This window comes from Moorena sp. SIO3H5, assembly GCF_010692395.1.
GTDB lineage: Bacteria > Cyanobacteriota > Cyanobacteriia > Cyanobacteriales > Coleofasciculaceae > Moorena.
On the sequence record NZ_JAAHHS010000058.1, the window covers coordinates 1 to 19,387 of the forward strand.

General features: G+C 45.0%; 11 protein-coding genes. 4 read left to right on the forward strand and 7 right to left on the reverse strand.

What is annotated here, in order from left to right; translation table 11 throughout:
• Window positions 1–375: 375 nt before the first annotated feature.
• Entirely contained in the window at window positions 376–2,667 is a 2,292-nt protein-coding gene (locus tag F6K52_RS09285) for a polysaccharide biosynthesis tyrosine autokinase (RefSeq protein WP_293076663.1), read from the forward strand.
• Window positions 2,668–2,806: 139 nt separating this feature from the next.
• Window positions 2,807–4,912: a thioredoxin domain-containing protein gene (locus F6K52_RS09290; protein WP_293076665.1), complete on the forward strand. Its 2,106-nt coding sequence runs from the start codon at window positions 2,807–2,809 to the stop codon at window positions 4,910–4,912.
• Between the two features lie 31 nt (window positions 4,913–4,943).
• Here F6K52_RS09290 and F6K52_RS09295 read toward each other — a convergent pair whose 3' ends face one another.
• Both F6K52_RS09295 and F6K52_RS09300 read right to left on the reverse strand, forming a co-directional pair.
• Window positions 4,944–6,674, reverse strand: coding sequence for a penicillin-binding protein 2 (locus F6K52_RS09295; RefSeq protein ID WP_293076667.1), 1,731 nt, complete (start codon window positions 6,672–6,674; stop codon window positions 4,944–4,946).
• Between the two features lie 113 nt (window positions 6,675–6,787).
• A complete protein-coding gene (locus F6K52_RS09300) occupies window positions 6,788–7,321 on the reverse strand; it encodes a hypothetical protein (protein ID WP_293076669.1) in 534 nt (177 codons plus the stop codon).
• A 472-nt stretch (window positions 7,322–7,793) separates the two neighbouring features.
• Between F6K52_RS09300 and F6K52_RS09305 the strand changes: the two genes are divergently transcribed.
• Complete coding sequence (locus F6K52_RS09305; RefSeq protein WP_293076671.1) at window positions 7,794–8,093, forward strand: hypothetical protein; 300 nt, start codon at window positions 7,794–7,796, stop codon at window positions 8,091–8,093.
• A 30-nt stretch (window positions 8,094–8,123) separates the two neighbouring features.
• On the forward strand, window positions 8,124–10,412 hold the full coding sequence (glgB, locus tag F6K52_RS09310) for a 1,4-alpha-glucan branching enzyme (protein ID WP_293076673.1): 2,289 nt from the start codon (window positions 8,124–8,126) through the stop codon (window positions 10,410–10,412).
• Between the two features lie 8 nt (window positions 10,413–10,420).
• Here glgB and F6K52_RS09315 read toward each other — a convergent pair whose 3' ends face one another.
• From F6K52_RS09315 to hpsA, 5 genes are all read right to left on the reverse strand, one after another.
• A complete protein-coding gene (locus F6K52_RS09315; protein WP_293076675.1) occupies window positions 10,421–11,035 on the reverse strand; it encodes a type II secretion system protein in 615 nt (204 codons plus the stop codon).
• A gap of 53 nt (window positions 11,036–11,088) precedes the next feature.
• On the reverse strand, window positions 11,089–11,703 hold the full coding sequence (locus F6K52_RS09320; protein WP_293076677.1) for a prepilin-type N-terminal cleavage/methylation domain-containing protein: 615 nt from the start codon (window positions 11,701–11,703) through the stop codon (window positions 11,089–11,091).
• A gap of 155 nt (window positions 11,704–11,858) precedes the next feature.
• On the reverse strand, window positions 11,859–12,797 hold the full coding sequence (hpsC, locus tag F6K52_RS09325; protein ID WP_293076679.1) for a hormogonium polysaccharide secretion pseudopilin HpsC: 939 nt from the start codon (window positions 12,795–12,797) through the stop codon (window positions 11,859–11,861).
• A 67-nt stretch (window positions 12,798–12,864) separates the two neighbouring features.
• A complete protein-coding gene (hpsB, locus tag F6K52_RS09330) occupies window positions 12,865–13,542 on the reverse strand; it encodes a hormogonium polysaccharide secretion pseudopilin HpsB (protein WP_293076681.1) in 678 nt (225 codons plus the stop codon).
• 515 nt (window positions 13,543–14,057) lie between these two features.
• Window positions 14,058–19,205, reverse strand: a complete 5,148-nt coding sequence (hpsA, locus tag F6K52_RS09335) for a hormogonium polysaccharide biosynthesis protein HpsA (RefSeq protein ID WP_293076684.1) — start codon at window positions 19,203–19,205, stop codon at window positions 14,058–14,060.
• Between the last annotated feature and the right edge of the window lie 182 nt (window positions 19,206–19,387).

A 19,387-nucleotide genomic window follows, 5' to 3' on the forward strand; every position in this document is an offset into this window, starting at 1 on the left:
AAAGGACAAAGTTAGGAAGCTAGTATTCCTTTTGCCTTTTTCCTTAATCCTATTCATCCTGATGGGTGGCATAACTCTTGTATCTGTAAATTGGGAAAGTTTGGTAAGTTGGATATCCTCGTGAGTTGGCAAGCGATTGCGTCGTGAGTCCGGAATGATTTTATATGAACGTTCTTGTTTTCACCTTTAAGCAAGGAAAATTAAAGGTTATTGCTGTTCGCGTAGCGTAGCCCTTCGGGCTAATCCATACTGATCACAAAGCCGCCCTGATCATTCCCGATTTTGCTGTAACTAGCATGTAACTAGGGTTTATGCATCCTACCAGTTATCCAATCTCCAATTCCCAATCCCCAAGTAGCAAGAAGAACTTGAATTATGGGTTCCCAAGGAGCTTATAAGCCGTCCCTATTTAACCCTAGTGGTCAACAGCAGTATCGATCTTCTCCACAACTAACAGGGGGAGTCCATGAGTTGGAAGCAAGCATTCTCGATCTGCGTCGTATATTAGCTGCTGCTCGTCGTCGAGCTGTCTTGATGGCAGGGGTGGCCCTTACTGTGACATCCGGAATTATTGCCAAAACCTTAAGTGCAGTTCCGATCTATGAAGGCAAATTCCAGCTGTTACTCGAACCCAGCTCTGGTGAAGACCCGTTTAAGTTGCAGGGAAAACCTGGGGTAAATAGCATTGCTGCTCCAACTACAAGTTTCGACTATGACACTCAAATTCAGATCTTAAGCTCTCCTCAGGTTATGTCTGAGATTGTGGAGCAAATTCAAACCCAATATCCCGAAATAAGTTATCATACTCTCCGGGAAGGAATCATTCTATCCCGACTGCGAGAAACCAAACTTTTAGAAATTGCTTACCAAGATTCAGATCCCGAAAGAATTCAATTTGTTTTGGAAAAGGTTGCTCTAGGCTATATCGAGTATTCTAAGCAACAACAACAGGCTAGCATCAGACAAGGAATTCAATTTGTCTCGAAACAGCAGCCTAAAATACAAGGGCAAATTAATCAGCTCCAGCTACAACTCCAGCAACTCCAGCAGAAGTACAACCTGATTAATCCACAACTTCAGGGTCAACTGTTGACGAATCGGGTCAATGCTATTGTCCAACACAGACAAGCTACCCAAACTCAGCTCCGAGACACCATTATACTGTATGGCAAACTCAAAGGTCAGTTGGGGCTATCCTCACAGCAAGCGGAAGCAGTGGCTAACCTTATAGAAACACCCCGTTATCAACAATTGCTCAGCAAACTTTCTAAAGTAGAAAGTCAGATGGTGTTGGATTTGGCACAGTTCAAAGAAAACCAATCTACCTTTGAGGGATTAAGGCAACAACAGCAAAATTTACTCCCCCTGTTAAGTCAGGAAACAGAAAGGGTGATGAATGCCCGTATTCAGGACTTGAGTGGCAATCCTCAATCGGGTTCCTCCAGTAAACTTCGCCTGAATTTGATTCAGCAGCTAGTAGAGACGGCGAACCAAATTAATGTTTTAGAGATGCGCCAGGTCGCAATCACTAAAGGGGAAACTCTGATGAGTGAACAACTCAAACAGCTAGCTGTGATTGCTGATCGATATACAGAACTCAAGCAAAAGATTGAGGTAGCAAAAGAAAGCCTAAACCGCTTTGAGTCAGTTCGGGAAACTTTGGAACTTGAATCAGGTAAAACCAGTATCCCTTGGCAGACAATAGTTGAGCCGCAACAACCTCAAAAACCAATATCCCCCAATTTGCCTGATACTTTGCTCCTAAGTGCAGCAGCAGGGATAGTTGCAGGTGCTACGGCTGGGTTTTTAGCAGAAAAGTTAAATCGGTTGCTTAACAGCACCGATGATATCAAAGACTATACTCGCTTACCAATATTAGGCACAATCCCCTTTAACAAAGAACTCCAGAAATGCACTACCGTTACTGGTGTGGGCATAATACCCGAGCCGGAAGCCTCAGCGCCACAAATCGGTGTGGGGAGATCTGGTAGTTACCAGATTTATCCTGTTTTAGAGGCGTTTCGCTCTCTCCAATTTAATCTCCAATGTCTGTATTCTGAGAAACCCATTAGTTCTATAGTGGTGAGTTCTGCTGAACCAACAGATGGTAAATCAACTACAGCTATATTATTAGCCCAGGCAGCAGCAGCAATGGGGCAAAAGGTTTTACTGGTGGATGCTAATCTGCGCTTTCCTCAGATACATCAGAAGATGGATTTACCTAATTTGTGGGGACTGAGCGATGTTATTTCTAGCGAAATCAAGGTTGATGATGTCATTCAGCGATCGCCTCTAGAGGAAAATCTCTGTGTCCTAACTGCTGGTCAAATTTCTCCCGACCCCACCCGGCTTCTCAATTCCCAAAAGATGCACAATTTAGTTCAATATCTCAAAGAGCGGTTTGAGCTAGTAATTTTTGATACCCCTCCTCTACTTGGTCTGGCGGATGCAAGACTTCTGGAGCCTAATACCAATGGGATATTGATGGTGGTAGGTTTAGGTAAAGCTAACCAAATTTTGTTTAAAGAAGCTCTCTGTGAATTGAGAATTGCTCATACCAGAGTTTTGGGTATAGTTGCTAATGGTTTAAAAGGTTACACTACCGGTAGCTATGATTACTATCATTATTACTTTGGCAATACTCTTGAGGAAACCAAAGTTTCATAATGATTGGTCATTGGTCATTGGTGATTTTTAACTACCCTAATAACAAAGAAGGAATAACGACAAATAACTAACGACTAATACATCAATGATTCAGTACTCATCAAGGTAGACTTAAGGTGAAGCGACTACTGAAGCTGTCATGACTAACCGCCTTGCCCAATCCCAAAGCCTTTATCTACGTAAGCATGCTGAAAATCCGATCGATTGGTGGCCTTGGTGTGAAGAAGCCCTATTAACGGCAAGAAAACAAGATATGCCAATTTTCTTGTCTATCGGTTACTCTAGCTGCCACTGGTGTACGGTCATGGAGGGCGAAGCGTTTTCCCATCAGGCAGTTGCCAAGTATATGAATGCTAATTTTCTTCCGATTAAGTTAGACAGGGAAGAAAGACCGGATATTGACAGCATCTACATGCTAGCATTGCAGATGATGACAGGTCAAGGAGGATGGCCCCTTAATATTTTCCTGACACCGGATGACTTGGTACCCTTTTATGGAGGTACCTATTTCCCTGTGGAACCACGCTACGGACGACCGGGGTTTTTGCAGTTGCTCCAATCAATTCGTCGCTTCTATGATTTAGAAAAAGGCAAGCTTGACAGTTTCAAAGAAGACATTCTGGGATACCTTCAACAGGCAGCAGTACTACCGGAATCAGAGCAGCTTGGTGATGATTTGCTATTTATCGGTGGTCAAGTTAGTGTGGGTGTCGTTAATGATCTCAATCCAGGTCCACGTTTCCCCATGATTCCCTATGCCAGTATGGCACTACGGGTTACTCGCTTCGATTGGGCATCGGAGTATAATCCAGAGCAGGCTTGTGCAAAGCGGGGACTAGACTTAGCTAAAGGGGGTATTTACGATCATGTCGCTGGGGGGTTTCATCGCTACACGGTTGACCCCACTTGGACAGTACCCCACTTTGAAAAAATGCTCTATGACAATGGGCAGATTGTGGAGTACTTGGTAGATTTGTGGAGTGCAGGGATTCAGGAAGCCGCTTTTAAACGAGCGATCGCAGGAACAGTTCAATGGCTCAAGCGGGAAATGACCGCTCCAAATGGTTTCTTTTATGCTGCTCAAGATGCAGATAATTTCGCGACCCCAGCAGACAGTGAACCTGAAGAAGGTGAGTTTTATGTCTGGAGTTATTCAGAACTAGAACAACTGCTAAGCCCATCGGAGTTTACAGCAATTCAGGAAGAATTTATTCTGACCAAAGAGGGCAACTTTGAAGGCAAGAATGTGTTGCAGCGCCGTTACTCAGATCAGTTTAGCCAGAACACTGAAGCTACTTTGGCTAAACTGTTTGAAGCACGTTATGGTGCCAAACCGGATCTCCTGGAAACCTTTCCACCAGCGAAGACCAATCAAGAGGCAAAAACCCGGAACTGGCTCGGTAGAATTCCACCAGTAACGGACACCAAAATGATTGTTGCCTGGAATAGCTTAATGATTTCTGGTCTAGCGCGAGGCTATAGTGTGTTTCTTGAACCGGACTATTGGCAACTAGCAACTGTTGCTGCTCAATTCATCCTCAACAATCAATGGGTAGCAGGACGATTCCACCGACTAAACTATGATGGTCAACCGGCAGTGCTGGCTCAGTCTGAGGATTATGCCTTGTTTATCAAAGCTCTGCTGGATTTACATCAAGCAAGTTTGTCAGTAGAACAACCATTGCCTTTTGGCCAAGGTTCAAATCTGCAACCGACCAACCTGTCACCGGCTAGTTGGTTAGAGAAAGCGGTTAAGGTTCAGCAGGAGTTTGATGAATTGCTGTGGAGTGTGGATAATGGTGGTTACTATAATGCTGCCAGTAACCCTAGTGATCAACTGTTAGTAAACGAGCGTAGTTATACGGATAATGCCACACCATCTGCCAATGGCGTAGCGATCGCTAACCTAGTACGTCTGGCTTTACTCACTGAAGATCTCCGATACCTTGACCGAGCAGAGCAAGCCTTGAAAGCATTTAGTAGCGTGCTCAACACATCCCCTCAATCCTGTCCCAGTATATTTACTGCTTTAGATTGGTACCGCAATTGCACTTTGATTCGCGCTGGTGCTGAGCAACTTACTTCCGTGATCTGTGGGTATTTCCCCGTCAGTGTTTATCAATTAGATACCCATCTGCCAGATTCTGTTATTGGTTTAGTTTGTCAGGGACTTAGTTGTAAACCAGCAGCCAGTAACATTGATCAGTTATTAGCACAGGTGCAGACAAGTCAAACCAGAGCTTGAATTGTACTCATTTCAAAACAAAGTTTCCTTACTAGCGGAAGTTTTGAGATGATGGTGGAATCTGCTCAATGGCAATCAGTGCTTCTATAACTGATTTGACTAATGGTGCAGCTACGGTAGAACCAAAGGCATTGCCTTGGGGTTCATCCACTACTGCTAAGATGACATAGCGGGGAGATTCTACTGGCAAAATTCCCACAAAGCTGGTGATCTTGGCGTCGCTATAATAGCCCCCATTAGGACTAGCTTTCTGAGCCGTACCAGTCTTACCACCAATCCGATAACCAGGAATACGGGATGCCTTTCCAGAACCATCAGTTACTACAGTTTCCATCATTTCCACCACTGTCCGAGTAGTGTTGGGGGAAAATACTCGTCTCGGTGCAGGACGGCGTGGTTGCCAGTGGGGATTCCCTTTGGTGTCAAACAGTCCGCGAACCACATGGGGAGTCACTAGCTTACCGCCATTGGCAAGGGCACCTACCATCTGAGTTAGCTGAATTGGGGTTAAGGAAAAGCCTTGACCAAAGGAAGCCGTAGCTGGTTCAATTGGGGAAACTTTAAATTTGTACTTACTTTTGAGCTGTCCAGCCGTCTCAGCTGGTAACTCAATTCCTACTTTTTGCTTTAAACCTAGCTTCTCTAACCAGTCATAGTAAACCTCAGGTTTCATCTTTTTCATCATCCTCACCATGCCCACATTGCTGGAATGTTGAAGAATCTTGGTGGGATTGATCATCCCGCGAGCGCCTACTGATTTATAGTCATGGTTGAGAATCGGCCATTCGCCAATTTGAATCTTACCAGTGTCGTTGAACAAGGTTTGGGCTGTAATGACACCAGTTTCTAATGCGATCGCAACGTTTAGGGGTTTGAATGTTGAACCAGGTTCATACAAGTCTGACAGCGCCCAATTTTTAAACAAACTCACATCGAATTTAGAGTACTGATTGGGGTTGTAGGTTGGCTCACAAACTAGGGCTAACAAGGAACCATTGTGTACATTCATCACTATGATACTGCCACGCTCTGCATTAAACTTCTTGATAGTTTCCTTGAGGGCAGAGCGAGCTGCTCGTTGCAGGCGACTATCGATAGTTATTTGTAGCCGCAGGTCATCAAGATGCATAAATCCTTCTGGCACATGACCTGGCATCAAGGCTCCATTGCCAGCACGGCTCAGTCGGATGTTTTTTATCTCCCGTTCTAGGAACTTTTCTTGGGTGTATTCTAGACCCGCTTGACCCAGATGATCGAAAATGTTTACATAACCCACCACATCTGATGCCAATTCATTTTGGGGATAAAAGCGGGAGTATTGTCGAATCAACTCTAAACCATCTAAGTTCAACCGAGCAATTTGGTCTGCGATCGCTTCTGGGATCGTATTGCCCAAGCGAATACCACTCTTACGTTTACCGAACTGCTCCTCCAAATCTGTTGGTGTTTTTTTGATCATCGGAGCCAGCAAAGCAGCAATTTCCTGTAAGGATTTTTTGAACAACTTCGGGTGAGCATATAAGGTATAGACAGGTCGGTCGATGGCTAAAACATTCCCCTTGCGGTCAACAATAGGACGGCGAGGTACAAACGGCCGCATATAGACCATTTGCTGCCGCCGTGCTTTTTCCTCTAGGGACGATCCTTCTGAAACTTGCAAACGGTGTAAATTTAGCAACAGCCCACTGCCGCCTGCCATCATTATTACCCATATCATTAGCAGTCTCAAACGGTTGTTTCCCAGTGACTTACCGGGCTTCATAAGGTTTTACCTGACTATCATCTTTAACAAATATACTTATAAAGATATACTTAACTGAATATACCTAAACATATTTTTCCCTACCCCCATTCGTCCTATACCTAGGCAACAAACTAGTAACCCAGGGGTGTGATTTTCTTGGGTTTTGGCTCAGGAGGTTTGGTGAAAGCGGTAAATGGCTGAGGCTGAGGACGTTCAGGAGCTTTTTTGAGAAAAATTGTATTACTTGGATTGGGAGTAACCAGCCCTGTTGCTGGATTTTCGGCCTGTTGAGCGAGTTGATCTTTGATCACTTCCGTTGTTGCTGTCATATTGCGCTCATCTCTTTGCAGCTCCTCTAGCTTACGATACTCTTGGCTCCATTGTTGCTGGCTGTAAACTGTCCAGGAATAAACCGTGACAGCAGTAGCAATTAGTGTAAATGTTACTATATCTGAGCCAATTTTTAAAAATAGTAAGGCTTTCAACAAAATTGGTGTTTGCTGCTGCAAAACGCTCACATTTTCAACCTTTGGCTTAGGGGTTTTCGGTGACATCATAGTATGTGTTGGTGGTCGTGCTATCCTAGAACGTTGGTTTTTTGAAATAGCCAATGATTGCTGAGACCGATTTCTTTGAGTACGAGCAGAGCGAGGAACAGCATTCATAAAAAACTCCTTAGTTGTTGGAAACACCTATGGGAAACCGGTAACTTTTAATCAGGGCAGGAAAATAATCTGGTGGCTGAGACTTCAGAGGTCTTAGGCTGGTCAGCTAAATCAAAAAGCGCTACTGACCAAGATTAACTTGGTAGCAGTTATTACTAGCTACAAAGATCATGCTAGAACGCACCTATCTTAGCATCAGGTCAGATTCAGGATGAATCGTTAGTTACCGACAGACGGGTATTTGTGATAGCCTAGAAACTAGTAGTAAAAATCAGAAAAAAACTCCTGAGCGCACCCATAACCCTAGCCATCACCCTAAGGTTAGAGCAAAAAACCAATCCCATCAATAGAAATTATTCCTGTAAATCAATCACACAGCCACACTGATTAATCCAGACGCCACAGGCAGTGCTGAATAGCTTGAGATAGGATTTTATTAACGACTCAATTGAAGTAATCAATCTTGTTGGTGATGGCTAAATCGTTGAAATTGTTAGGAATTGGCCTAGAATTAACTATCGCTATACTTATAGCTAGACCAGCTTGGTGTTTACCACCTCCGGAGGATCTACCGGAAGAAGTGTTGAGAACCGAGATTATTATTGAAGCGCGATCGCCTCTTGATGGCAAGCCAATGAGTCCCGCTGAATACGCCCAACTGCAAGATGCCATAGCACAACGCTCAATCCCCCCTGGCCTTGACCCCCAGATTCGAGAATTGATTTTTCTGTTGCAACTGAGCGATTTGTTTCGGACAATCCTTCCGTTCTAACGGTGATACTCCCAGACTTGTTTAGCCTTAATGTCTTCAAGAATTACTCCCGAACAAATTGACCAGATCGTAGGAAACCAACATCATAACCCCTTTGAAGTGCTTGGTTCCCATAAATTTGAGCAGGATGGTAACGTGAGTTGGGTGGTGCGGGCTTATCTACCAAATGCAGAGGCAGCATGGGTAGTTCTGCCCACGGAAAGGAAGTCTTACCCCATGGAATCGGTACACCATCCTCACTTCTTTGAGGTGGAGATTGAGATACCTCGGCTGGCTAATTACCAACTGCGGATTAAAAAAGGCGGATGGGAATGGGTTAGCTATGACCCCTATGGCTTCCGTTCTGCCAAACTAACCGATTTTGATTTGCACCTATTTTCGGAAGGGAATCATCACCGCATCTACGAGAAACTGGGGGCTCATCCTACAGAAATTGATCAGGTTGAGGGAGTCTATTTTGCCGTTTGGGCACCTAATGCTCGTAATGTTTCAGTCATCGGCGATTTTAATCATTGGGATGGCCGTCAACATCAGATGCGCAAAGGAGTCACCGGTATCTGGGAACTCTTTATTCCTGAACTGGGAGTTGGAGAATCCTACAAGTACGAGATTAAAAATTCTGAAGGTCATATCTACGAAAAATCTGACCCCTATGGTTTTCAACAAGAGGTCAGACCGAAAACTGCTTCGATTGTTACCGACTTGGATCACTATCAGTGGCATGACCACCACTGGATGGAGCATCGGCGTCACACTGACCCCTTGAGGCAACCGATTTCTGTCTATGAGCTACATCTGGGCTCTTGGCTTCATGGTTCTTCAGCTGAACTTCCTCAGGGAGCAAATGGTGAAGCCCTAACCGTGGTAACCGTTTCAGACCTCAAACCAGGAGCCCGTTTCCTGACTTACCGAGAACTAGCCCAAAAATTAATTCCTTATATCAAAGAATTGGGCTTCACCCATATCGAAATCTTGCCCCTGGCGGAGCATCCCTTTGATGGGTCTTGGGGCTATCAGGTTACCGGTTACTATGCCTGTACCTCGCGCTATGGTAGCCCACAAGACTTGATGTATTTTATCGACCAGTGCCACCAAAATGGGATTGGGGTCATTTTGGATTGGGTACCCGGTCATTTTCCCAAAGATGGTCATGGTTTGGCTTTCTTTGATGGTACTCATCTCTATGAATACGCGGATCCCCGTAAAGGTGAACATCAGGAGTGGGGAACCTTAGTCTTTAACTATGGCCGTAACGAAGTGCGGAATTTTCTGGTAGCTAACGCTTTGTTCTGGTTTGATAAGTACCACATTGATGGCATGCGGGTGGATGCCGTAGCATCTATGCTCTATCTGGACTATTTACGTCAAGATGGAGAATGGATACCAAACCAGTATGGGGGTCGGGAAAATCTGGAAGCGGTGGATTTCCTTAGGCAAACTCATCAGGTTATTTTTGGTTATTATCCCAGTGTTCTCTCCATTGCGGAAGAGTCAACAGATTGGCCGATGGTGTCTTGGCCAAATTATTTAGGAGGTTTGGGATTTAATCTGAAGTGGAATATGGGCTGGATGCATGATACGGTAGATTACTTCAGCATGGATCCCTGGTTTCGCAAGTTCCACCAGAATAATGTTACCTTCAGCATGTGGTACAACCATGCTGAGAATTATATGCTTGCCCTCTCTCACGATGAGGTGGTTCATGGCAAGAGTAATATGCTTGGGAAAATTCCTGGAGATGAGTGGCTTAAGTTTGCTAATCTCCGCTGTTTGTATGCTTATATGTTTGCTCACCCAGGTAAGAAAACTCTATTTATGAGTATGGAGTTCGGTCAGTGGAGTGAGTGGAATGTCTGGGGAGATTTGGAATGGGATTTGTTGCAATATCAACCCCATAAAAATTTGAAGCAGTTTATTACTGACCTGAATCATCTGTATCGCAGGGAACCGGCCCTTTATACTCAGGATTTTGACCAGGACGGGTTTGAATGGATTGATTGTAGTGACAATCGCCATAGTGTGGTGTCATTCATTCGCTATGCTCACGATTCTGAAGAGTTTATTGTTACAGTGTGCAATTTTACCCCTCAGCCCCATAGTCATTATCGGGTAGGAGTCCCCGAGATGGGATTCTACAAGGAATTGCTCAATAGTGATGCTCGCCAATACGGTGGTAGTAATATGGGGAATCTTGGGGGTAAGTGGACAGATGAATGGTACTTCCACAATCATCCCTATTCCCTAGATTTGTGTTTGCCACCCCTAGGAGTGTTGATTTTAAAGTTAGATGATCAGAAGACTAAGTCAGAGTTACAGTAGTAGAGCCCTCAATAACAATACTTCTTACTATTATTCGGTTTAGGATGATATCTACCCTTGCGCAGGGCTCCGAGCAAGGTTGATACATAGACGCAACGTTGAGTGGTGCTATTATTCTTGGTGATTAGGGTGATTTGTCCCAGTTGTCCGTTGGTGTTTCCTCTGTAGTTAAACTGGACTCGCCATACTCCAGTATTTGAACAGTCTCCCTTTGGTTTGGCTAGGGTAGTCTCGGATTTACCTTTCTTATTTTTGTCTTTGTAGATGGCGATGGATGGGCTAAGGCTATGCCAATGGACTTGATCTAAAATGCATGTTTTTCCCATAGCTCGGTGAATTGACCACTGGACAATGCCATCTTTTTCTCGAAAGCTCGTTTGCCAAATATCTTTATCTCGTTTGGCGTTGCTTTGGGCAATGCGCATAGCTCGGTAGATTTGGTCTTGGGCGATGTTGAGGTGCAGATGATTGATAAAGGTGAGCCAGCTGGGGGTTGCGATCGCAGCCAATAGTCCAACGACCAACACTATCAGAATAGTTTCCAGTAGAGTGAATCCTGCGATTGCGCTACGCGCAATCGCATCAGCTCGGGATTGATCGCCCTGTTGGCTATTGAATTGCATGGACTATCACCCTGATTTACGTTTTACTTTTTACATTTCTAACCCACTCAGCACTATGTTGACGGAGGACATCCCCCTTTTCTATCAGTTTCTAGGGCACCCAAAATAGTTTTTATTTTTACACATCGCTTGGTTGATTCAATAGGGTTATTTTTATTATTAGAATTGGGAACAGCGACTCCAATAGCTAAGCCAAACTCCTCTGAGGCAATTTGTGCATTTTTGAGAACGCCCTGGTCATCAAAGGTAATTGTTTGCTGATCTTCCAAAATCAATAAAGTTCCACCAGATGTGTTGTCATCAATTAGGTTTGTCCCCACCCAAACTTGATCCGGTTTGACCCCTAAATCACCAACTAAACTCTGCCATTGAAAGGTCTCTGGTGTAGTATCATCCTGATGAACTGCCGCTTCTGGAACTCCGTCGTTCATCCTAAAACTAACACTGTAGTGGAGTTTTTTATTTTTAGCTTGTCGCTGGGCTTCTTGGATCACACTTAATACTCTTTCATTGACTTTACTCACTCGTTGTCGATTCACAAAAGCCAACCAGCTGGGAGCAGCAATAGATGATAAAATTCCTACCATTAAAATTACTATTAGTAATTCCATAAAGGTGAATCCAGCATCATTATTTTGTTTTCGTTTTAGGCTTTGATGATCTTCCATTTTTATGTATGTAAACATATAATGCTATAGGGTTTGTTGATGATATTTATGAATAAGTAAATTTAATTGTACTATCCCTTATGAATTGGTTAGAGTAAATTTCTACTACCTACTCCCTACTCCCTACTCCCTACTCCCTAAAAAAAACTGCTATATTAGTTAATATTCAAGAAACCCCGTCCTTCAATTTGCATGGTTACGGTCGGGAAATAGCTAGACCGGTTTGGTTGGTATTCATAGTCCTCTGGATTAGTCTTCAGCCGAGCTAAAGCATTTCCTCTCAAAAATACTTGGGCGATTTTTTTGTCTGCATCCACACAGGCATAGAACCCACCGTTTGGTTCATTTGGAACCGAGGAATAGTTATTTGGGCAATCTGGTGTTACTTCCGCAGCTGCTGTGTTGTCAATGTAATCTACCAAAATTTGAACTGGAGTATCGTAATTACCAGCCCCTTTTTCCCACTGATTCAATTTTTCCTTGAGGCTGCTTCCTGTCGTATTACTGAGATCAAACGAGTTAAAGCCCGAGCTAGCAGGTATACCAACTTCCCGTGAATTTACATCGATGACTTCATCACGAATTTCAAACCGACCAATTCTAGCAATATTTGACCAAGTCGGATTTTCTTCAGTGATTAAGTAATAGGCAACCAGAGCATAAACAAAGGTATCATTTCCATCGGTTAAGTCGCCAATGGTTTCGCCATCGACTACGTCTTCTCTATCAAAATGCTTCCGCTTCCAGAATACCAACACAGGTGTACAGTTATCTGAGTTACAACCATCTACTGTATTAGCATCTGGTGGGATTTGGTCATGGATTTCCGAGTCATCGTAGATATAGACCGCTTGCTCCAAGTCTCTGGCTATGTAGTCCATAGCGGCTTGAATTTCTTGTTCTGAAGTAGCCTTGGCTTGCTCTTTACGGTCTGTATCTAGGACAGTAATCATAAATCTCAATAGTGGCGCGATGATTAGCACCGCAACGATCATGGCAACCAGAAGTTCAATTAAAGTGAAACCGCCATGGTTGAGCTTAGGCTTATTATTTTTAAGTTTATGGGCGAGTAAGGTTCTGAGTGAGTTAATCATGGTTGGGGTTTTTGCTTGTGATTTATAGCAGTAGTTTCTAATAGTAGTTACCCTATGAGTTAAAACATTAGTTACAACCTAGGCGATCGCAAAAACGGCTATAACTTGGTGTGCCTGTGGTAATTTCTGTAGTCATTTCCACTAGGGGTGCTTTGCGATCGCTTAATCCAGGTCCCCCGGCTTTCGCCTTATCCCCCTTTTCTCCAATCTTCAACTCACCTTGATCCTTAAAGGCATCGGCTCGGTAAACCCGCACCCCCAAAAAGTAACTTTTATCAGTATTATTAGTTGGGTCTCCTAATGAAGTGATACTGCGAAATCCCTGGATAATTAAGTCTCTTGGACTGTCACTGCTACAGCCACCGTTATCGAGATCTATACAGTAAATACTGTTCTCATCCTCATTCTCGCAATAGGAATTTTTGTCACAAGTCAAGTTTGATGGTCTGGGAGCGTCAGTCTGAGCAAATTCATTTCTGTTGTTTCCACCATCAAGTTCCATTTCTAATTTGTGTTCGGGATGATCGATCGCTCCACTCCGTACACCATCGATGTAGGCTCTAGCCGCTTGCACTGCTAGTTCTACTCGTCGCGACTGGACTCGATTGGCCACTCCTAAGACAATCATCGGTGAGATGCCAACCATCAGAATTGTAATAATCATCATTGCCATCAAGGATTCCATGATTGTGAAACCAGCATCTGATGATTGGGAAAGGGGTTGTTGCTTCTGGGGATTGATCATGGTTTAACTATTAATTATTAAGGGAGTCGGGAGTCGATTTAGAAAGGCAAAAGGCAAAAGGCAAGACTTCGGGCGTTGCTGATTATGGGTATGGTTTTGCCCCCCTAGCCCCCCAAATTTGGGGGGAAAAAGACTTTCAAAGTCCCCCAGAATTGGGGGATTTAGGGGGCTTTAATAAAACTAGATGATCCCGCATTCATTCCTTAATTCAGCAACGTCAGACTTCGTAGGGTGTGTTAGGGGCGGACTTGCCTTTATTTTTTGCTCCCTAGCCAGTCTTGGTATCGTCCGCCCCGTAACGCACCACTTGGTCAAACAGCTTTTAGGAGATGCACCCTGTCAGATCCCCCCTAACCCCCCTTAACAAGGGGGGAACCGGAGAAATATGTAGGGTGGGCAGTGCTGGAGTTAAATTCATTTCCTTGTAAACCAGGGTGGTAGGCACTGCCCACCACCCTCAGATTAATCACAATAGTGTTTGATTATTCATAGTTCAACCATCAAGCACCGTTTTTTTACGGACAATAGCGCCCGTTAACCGCTAAAGGTCCGTTTTCGCCCTCTGTAGCACACAGTAATGTTTTCACCCATCGGTCATCTCGGGCAACTTCCCGGAAAAACTCATCAGGGTCTCCCGCTGAGGGAGTGGTAAACAGGCCAGAGAACAGGTCAGGTAACTGAGTCAGCAGAGCCACATCGAAACCATATAGACGTTGGGGTGCCATGTAATAGGGCAGTCGGCCACTAGCAGCGGCATAGGGCATGAAAGCTCCAGCCCCTCGATCATCATCATCTATCTGGTATCCAAATCGACTGGGAACTATTTTATCCGGGGCCTTCCGGGGGCCATGCCAGAATGGGGCTGTATCATAGGCGGAACGCTTGAACTGGATTAGGGAGCCGCTGATCCGAGCGGGAATACCGTTTGTATTGGCACAGGTTCCTCCCGGTTGCCGCCAGTTTTCTAGGTAACGGACGAAGTTAGCTACACCACCATTATTTTCAGCATTTTCACCATCATTATCATTCATCCATGCCCTTGGGGGACTATCCCCGGAAGCAATCACTACATTAAAGGTTTCTCCATCGGGATTGGCTTGCTGTGTCCAGCCCTGTTCAATTTCCACACATTCCCCGGCTATGATCGGCAGTCCGACATTTCTCGGTCCAGGTTCAGCGGTCAGGGAGTGAACTTGTAGGACTGGTACCAACATTGGTTGCTCTGTTGTTGGGTTTAATGGCCTTTGGTAAAACAGTGGTGTGTCGGTACCGAAGCTTCGTCGAGTTCGAGCAGGATTGCTAGGGTTTCTTTGATCTTGAGTTGTTTTGTACCACAGAGCATGGGGTGCTAATCGAGGTCTGTTGGTACCGCTGAAATTATTGTATTGGTAAGCTTGGACAGTCCCATTATCATCTCCTGTTCCATCAGCTCCGTCGATTCCCAGAGGAATCGGAAGACCGCCATTGAGAACCAAGTTGTTGGTAGCAGGATCCCGTTGGAAAGCAACGCGACGGGGATAGCGTCGATCGGCGGGATCTATGGCAGGTCTTGCGGTTGTGCCGGACAAAAGTTGATTGACATTAACACCAGGATTTTGGAAAATTCCAGGGTCACTAGCCGTTAGCTGTGCTTGTATATCACCTGGATCTAATCTCTGATTACGATTATTATCAATGCCAACCACCCAGTCATTAGGGTTACAAGCTGAAACCGGCACTTTCCGACAGATTTCCATCACATACTCTGGAAATAGCACCCGTCGCTGAATCGGAGTGACAAAATTGCTTAGGTAGGAACTGTTTATTCTTCTAGGGTTCGGATTGGTATCGTTCGGATCTGGTCTAATACTAGGTTGAGGGTTTGGAATTTCAGTAATCTCATCCTCCCAAGGATCCCACCAGTTGGCACTGGTGACAAAATTATTGTCAAATATGCCATTTAGTTTTAGTCCTAAAGCAACAGGTATCTCAGATTCTTGAACGTTAACGTCAATGTTAGTTACTCGACCATCATTATTCAGGTCAACCTGAATTTCTTCCTCATTTAGAGGAATGTTGTCTGTTAAGTCTTGATCCCCGTTCATGTCATAACCTATGACAATTTGAGACTCTAAAACTTGTTGAATCTCACCTTGGACACCATTGGCATTGAGATCAGCACCAGGAGGCTCATTAACAAGCTCTATTAATTCACCATTCTGGTTCAAGTCAATACCCATTGGTATGCCCCTTAGGTCATAGTCCCCATCGGAGCGGTAACCAAACTGAAAATTATTAGACAGTAGGGTAACGCTATCAGCAATCACTACTGCTGGTCGCCACAAATCCCCTGGATTACAATTCGGCAATCGATCATCATCTGTGCGACAAGCAAAGTTTTCATCTAGATTGTCACGACCGTAGAAATTGCCACCTGGAGTATCCTGCCATTTTTGATTTCCTAGTTGCTGTGTAAACTCTTCCACCAAATCGCCCCCTGGGGTTTGGTGTAAATTAAAGCCCGATGCTATATCCCCGTTGATCTCGTTGGGATCGGCTTTGATATACACTGGCAAATTGGTGGCTAAAATTAACCCTTTCTCTGCTCCTGGGGTATCCTCGGTCAATGTAAATGAGTTACTTTCGTCTTGACGGGCTAGGACTGTCCCATTCCGTAACATAATTCCATTGGGACGGCGGGTGGGGTCTAGGGTAAAGTCTACGCTACTGGAGCTGAGATTTTCTTCATCGGTAGCGTCAGGATCATTCTGACTGAGGTCTGGTAAGGCATCATCACGGGTGGCGTAGATAATCCCGCTATCGGGTAACAGAAATTCTGGGCTCGGACCGTTGGGTGATGTCCCAATATCTGTGGTTCTGAGCAGATCGAGATCCAACACCGTAGCTCTGATTTCCAGAGGCTGACGGTCTTCTATTCCTAGGTTATATTGATGTTCTCTTAGAGCATAGTTATTGGCCTGGTTAGGAGCTTGATTAATTTCCTGGACTTGTCTGGCATTCAAAAAGGATTGTTCGTAGATTGCCCCATGGGGGATCGGTGGACTACCCATAGGAGTAGCACCGTCTAAAATTGCTAAGGCGCAAATGGCGGTATCAATGGCTGAATTATCAGCGAGGGTGCGCTCACCAGCTGGTTTGAGTCTAGCTGTTTTCAAGGGTTCATTGACAAGACGCCCATTGGGAAATACTAATTGGGATTGTCGTATCAGTCTTGAGTCGCCAGCATTTCTACCAGGAAAGGCGTAAACAATGCCATTGTTAGACCTGCCGTTGTTAGGATCAAATCGGTCTGGTGTGTCCCAATTCGAATCCCTAGATTCCACATTATTTTTAGCGGAGTTCTCATCTGTGGGGTCATAGTAGCTACTCACACAGGCAATCGGTTCTTGGTTAAAATTACCATTTTCGCTTTCTGGGTCAGTGTCAGTGCCTGGGTTTTGGGTGTAGTGATAAACAGCGCTTGCCCTCATCAATAGGTCACTTTTCTGGTTAGCATCAGTAATACCAGCAGGACCATTACCATTATTATCAGTTAAATCATCATCTACACCACCATGCATGGGCATGGTATCTGGCCAGACAACTATGGGGAATCCTGTCAATTGGGCTGTTATGTCATTTACCTGTATTCTGTCATCAGTACCCTGACTTCCGGGATCCACAAACCTAATATCCCAACCAGGAGGGGGCAAATAAGACTCCAACTCAGGATTCGTAGGATTATTGCGGCGGAAGTCGGGAATTCCTTTGGTTCTCGGCAACAGATCAGACTCATCATCATCCACATAAATCCCAGCACCGGTAACTACCCGCAATCCCCCATACCCTTCCAGGGGCTGACGAGGTTGCCTGGCCGCTGCTGCTTCCCAGAAACCATTGCGGTCAGTATCCCCTAAGTCAGACAAGGGAGTGATTTGGGTAGTGCGGTAGCGATTCTCGTCGTTGTCATTCCACGTAACGCCACCCCCAATGTCTTGTATAGCTCTGGCACCTTGGAATTGCTCTGTCCTCTCATCCCACCATCGAGCCGGTAAACCATGACCAATCAAAACGCGATCGCCAATTTGTAGTTCCTGACCTGCTCTCTCTTGTACCTTTGGTTCCGTTGCTAGAGGATTGAGCTCCCCTCCGTCGATATTGAGTGTTAGTTGATTGTTACTGTTTGTAGTACCTGGTCTATAAGGGAATATCCATTCATCCTGGGGACGAAGATCGTTACCAGTACCTTGGAGATTGGCATTTCCCGGGTCTCCACCCTCTTCAACTTCTGCATAGGGAACACGACGGGTGCGGTCTTTGAAGTATATCCTTAGAGCTTTGAGCCGTTGTCTGTCACGCTCCTCTCCTTCAAAGTCTTCGTACCTTCCCTTTACTTCATCGGGGTCAGTATCCCTACCTCTATCAAACTGAGCAATTACCAGAGCATTAATTCGTGCCGTGTAGGCTTGGCTGTTATCGCCAATCAGATTAGGTTCTTCGACAACGGATTTATTTTCATCTTCGCCTAAGTTAAAATCTGTGTCCGGTGCTCCGTTTCCATTGAACAGATGTATCGTGCCTCCCTGTTGATCGGCATTCTGATCCACACGACCAAAGGCCATATTGCCTCCGACAATGATCTTGCTGTTTTCTTCGGTGTAGTAGCAAGATTCCGGGCTACTGACTTGAAAATACTGATTAGTTCCACCACGATTACCAGTGAGAAAATTCCCGTTGGTAAAAATCCGCCCATTAATCTGGATGCCAGCTCCAGGAGTAATTTGTAAATCATCCTCGTAGACAATGGCATTGTTGACCAGGGGAATTCTAGCTCGGTCTTGCTGATACTCTAGAGCTGAGAATCCCGCCTCACCCTTGTAAGCCTCATAGGTTTGACCATCTATTTGTGTATCCCCACTCACAATCGGAACGGTTGCGGTGTAAACAAATATACTTTTCTTTAATTTCGCTCCAGACTTAAACCACCCGGAACTATCTACTAAGCTAGCGCTAGTATCACCGGCTAGGGCACATGGACCGCTGTCGTTCGACTCCCCCATGGGTGGGGTTCTCGCTTGTAGAGGGGTTCTGGGTTTGAGTTTGCCATTTTCGTCTCGGTCTAATGGATCTGGACTTGTGAAATAAATTCCGTAGAGGGTGTAGCTATCGAATTTGCCATTATTATCCGTATCAACCGGAAACCTCCAGGCAGTGTCTATGGTGTCTTGAGTCTCTTGGTCTTCGAGGGTCAAACGGGTTTCATCACCAAAGTTGTATCTGGTATTCTTAAAGGCATTTTCCAAGGCTTCCTCGGATGGGGTAGCGCGGGGCAGGGTGGGGTCAGCAAACAAGGCTTCCAATTTGGCTTGAGCCCGCTCAATGGCTGGAGCGGCAGCATTGAACACCGCTTGATTGACCCGATAGTTACTGGCATTTCTGACCCGGTCAAAGGAGCGCAACACAATGGCAGTTACCAGCAAGGTTACCACCAAGGTCACCATAATCGCGGTAGGCAACACAAACCCTGCTGTTGCCACCCGGGAGCGACGGTGTAAAATAAATAAGCTACGCAACAGCCAACGCATCAAGGGTTTGGTGATGGCTTGAGAGAGTTTGACTACCTGTTTCAGTAGTTTTGCGATCGCATTCGCTAACTTCTTCCTGGTTGACTTCCTGGTTGACATAGGGATTTTCCTGTCACATTTCCTGAGTAGATTCCTGAATACGAACTAGTTCACGCACCCTAGATGATATAGCTCAAGGCAAAAGGCAATAGGCAATAGGCAATAGGCAATAGTTGACTACAAGAGCTTTTGCTGCTTGTATCAGTGTCAAACACCTTCATTGGTAGTCCTATATTCAAATG